Annotated in this window: 3 protein-coding genes; all 3 read left to right on the top strand. The window is 71.2% G+C overall.

All coding sequences use genetic code 11. From position 1 onward, the window contains the following. A partial coding sequence (locus AOK24_RS40720; protein WP_055724944.1) for a hypothetical protein occupies positions 1–1797 on the top strand: 1797 nt, incomplete at its 5' end. Further along, a complete protein-coding gene (locus AOK24_RS40725) occupies positions 1794–2216 on the top strand; it encodes a hypothetical protein (RefSeq protein ID WP_055724945.1) in 423 nt (140 codons plus the stop codon). The genes AOK24_RS40720 and AOK24_RS40725, both read left to right, overlap by 4 nt. A gap of 38 nt (positions 2217–2254) precedes the next feature. Beyond that, on the top strand, positions 2255–3397 hold the full coding sequence (locus AOK24_RS40730) for a glycoside hydrolase family 26 protein (RefSeq protein ID WP_240554362.1): 1143 nt from the start codon (positions 2255–2257) through the stop codon (positions 3395–3397). The last annotated feature ends 36 nt before the right edge of the window (positions 3398–3433 follow it).

The following is a 3433-nucleotide window of genomic DNA, read 5'->3' on the forward strand; positions in this document are numbered from 1 at the left end:
GCCTCGCACCCCGAGGACCCCGTCACCGACCTCGCCGACCTCCCGCCCGCGCGCCCCTGGTACCACTCGGCGTTGTGGTCCGCGGCGGGGCTGGCCGGGGCGATGGGGCTGTGGGCGTACGCCGTGGGGCACACGGACGTCGGGAAGCTGGACGACTTCGGGCTGGTCACGGCGTTGCATCCGGCGTTCTGGGCGGGACTGGCCGTGCTGACGGCCGGGTTCTGGTGCACCCTCGTCAACTCCCGCCGCAGGCACCCCGCCTGGGCGCCGGCGTACCTCGTCGGCCTGCTGGCGATGGAGCGCGCGACCCAGGCCGTCCTGTACCCCACCCCCCTGTACGCCTGGGCGTGGAAGCACGACGCGGTGATCGACCACCTCCTCACGGCGGGCCGCCTCCAGGGCTCGGACGCCCTCGGCGACATGGCCGTCTACGACCAGTGGCCCGGCTTCTTCGCGGCGCAGGCGACGCTCGTACGCCTCCTGGGAGTCGACTCGGCGGCCCAGTTCATGGCGTGGTGGCCCCTCGTCTCCAGCCTGATGCTGCTGCTCCCCCTGCTGCTGATCTACCGCACGTTCACCGAGGACCGGCGCCTGGTCTGGACGGCGGTATGGCTGTTCTACGTCGCCAACTGGGTGGGCCAGGACTACTTCTCCCCCCAGTCCGTCGCCTTCGCCCTCCACCTCGGCGTACTCGCCGTAGTCCTCAGGAGGTACGCCGCACCCCGTACCCCCGACGCCCGCTCCCGCGCGGCCGTATGGACCGTCGTCCTCACCCTGTTCGTCGTCGGCATCGTCATCTCCCACCAGCTCACCCCGGGCATGCTGGTGATCTGCCTCGCGGCCCTCTTCTGCGCGCGCCGCTACCGGGACAGGGTTCCGCTGGTCACCACGGTCGTCATCTTCCTCGCCTGGTGCCTGACCGCCGCCCTGCCGTTCCTGTCGGCGACGATGCCGGACATGCTGCGCTCGGTCGGCGACATCGGCGGCAACGTCGAGACGGGCTACGGCGCCACCCCCACCGGCACGGGCGCGATCACGACGTCCTGGGCCGCCCGCCTGCTGTCCGCATCGGTGATCCTGCTCGCGGCGCTCGGCGCCTGGCGCCAACCGGTGCTGCGCCACCGGGCGTTGCCCCTGCTGCTGCTCGCGCTCGCCCCGCTGCCGATGTTCGCGGCGAGCAGCTACGGCAGCGAGATGATCTTCCGCGTCCTGATGTTCATGCTCCCCGGCGCGGCGTTCTTCGCGGCGGCGGCGCTCCTGCCACAGGTCAGGACCCTCACGGCGACGGAACTCAACCCCCGTACGCGCCAACGGCGTTACACCTGGCTGCCGCTCGCCGCCCTGCTCGCCGGCACGCTCGCGTTCGTCCCGAGCTACTCCGGCAAGGACCGCATCAGCTACTTCCCGCCCGCCGAGGTCCACCTCGTCCAGCAGGTCTTCGACCGCGCCCCGGCGGGCTCCCTGGTCGTCGCGGCGGACCGCAACTACCCCCTGGCGTACGCGGATTACTGGCGCGTCGACCACTACTGGTTCCTCGACGACTCGCGCGCGCACGTGGACACGATCCTGAGGAACCCGGCGGCGACGCTCGCCACCGACATGTCGGCCGTCGAGTCCCCGGCCCGCGCCTATCTGGTCCTGTCCCAGGGCCAGTACGCGGACTCGGAGATGAACGGCCTCCTCACGAAAGCCCAGTTGGACCGCATCCGCGCCTCGGTCGCCGCGTCGCCCCTGTTCGAACGGGTCGCGGGCAACGAGGCGGGGGTGGCGTACGTGCTGAAGGAGACGGCCCGATGACCCCGCAGGAACTCGTCGTCCGGATGGCGGCCCCGTTCGCCGGCTGGCTCGCCGTCAGCTCCCTCGCGCTGCCCGGCGGATCACCGCTCAGAGCCGCCGCCGTCGTGCTGTTCCTGGCGGCGGGGCCGGGCGGGGCCCTGGTCAGAATCTGCGGGCCCGCGCTCGCGGCGCGGCCCGCCGAGGGTCCCGTCGAAGGCCGCGACCCGGCCTTCGCACGCCACTCCGACCTCCTGGAGCGGCTGATGCTGACCGTCTTCGTGAGCGTGTCCGCCGTCCTGGTCGTCGGGACGGTGTTCATCGCCACGCACGCCTTCAGCGCGCAGCGCGTCCTGCTCACCCTGACGCTGCTGACCACCATCGCGGCGTTCTGCCCGCGCCTGCGCGCCTCCCCGCGGACTGCGAAAGGTACTGCCCTGTGAGGTGGCTCCACCGTTTACGAAACGCCCGCCGACGGCCGGTGTACCGCTCAGGTATCACGGGCCAGCGCACCCCCGGGGTACCCCGTACCCCTCACTCCCACGGACGACATCGAGGACGTCCCCGGCCCCGCCCCCGGCGCCTCGCGCTCACCGCCGTACTGACCGCCGGTGTCACCCTCACCGCGGTACTCCTCCTCAAGGACGACTCCTCCGGCGACCAGGACCTGGGCGGCTCGCGGCCCTCGGCCCAGGGCGGCCGGTGCGCGCCCACGGCCCTGCTGGAACCGCCCTGCGGGGCCTGGTTCGGCGCGTTCGTGCCGCACGACAAGGACGACCTTCCCCAGAAGGTGAGGGCGTACGAGCGGCAGATCGGCCGCCCCCTCGACATCGTCTACACGTACCACGACATGTCCCAGGTCCAAGGGGCGCGCAGGGAAGGCCAGTTGCTCACCGACGAGGAACGCGAGGTCGGCAAGGACCGCCTCCTCCTGCTCTCCTGGGAGAGCAAGGTCTGGGGCGGTACGGCGGCCCAGCAGCCGACGTGGAAACAGATCACGGCCGGTGACCTCGACGCCTCGGTGATCGACGTCCAGGCGAAACGGATCAAGGCGTACGGGAAGAAGGTGTTCCTCTCCTTCGACCTGGAGATGGATACGCGTACCCCGGCGAGCGGAACTCCCGAGGACTACGTACGCGCCTACCGGCACATCCACGACCGGTTCCGCGCCCTCGGCGTCACCAACGTCGTGTGGACCTGGATCACCACCGGGTACCTGGGCCACGCCGACCTCATCAAGCGGATGTACCCCGGCGACGACTACGTCGACTGGGTGGCCTACAACCAGTACAACTACTACCGGTGCCACAAGGCCGGCTGGCTCTCCTTCGCCCAGACCCAGCAGGCCACGCACGACTGGATGCGCAGGAACATCTCCGACGGCAAACCGCTGATGCTCTCCGAGTTCGGCACCGCGAACGACCCGACCCGCCCCGGCCGCCAGGCCGACTGGTACGCCGAGGTCCCCTCGGTCCTCAAGAGGCTCACCGGCGTCAAGGCGGCCCTCCAGTGGAACTACCGCGACCCCGGCCCCCACTGCGACCTGGCGGTGGCCAACTCCCGGGCCTGGTCGAGCCTGCGCGAGGCGGTCTCCGACCCGTACCTGAACCAGCCCCTGAAGTAGCACCCGGGGACCACCGGGGCGGGGCACTCTCCCCGC

The organism is Streptomyces niveiscabiei (assembly GCF_001419795.1).
Taxonomy (GTDB): domain Bacteria; phylum Actinomycetota; class Actinomycetes; order Streptomycetales; family Streptomycetaceae; genus Streptomyces; species Streptomyces niveiscabiei.

Coding starts and splice junctions, on each gene's coding strand:
- AOK24_RS40725 (WP_055724945.1), top strand. CDS start 1,794: ATGACCCCGCAGGAACTCGTCGTCCGGATGGCGGCCCCGTTCGCCGGC.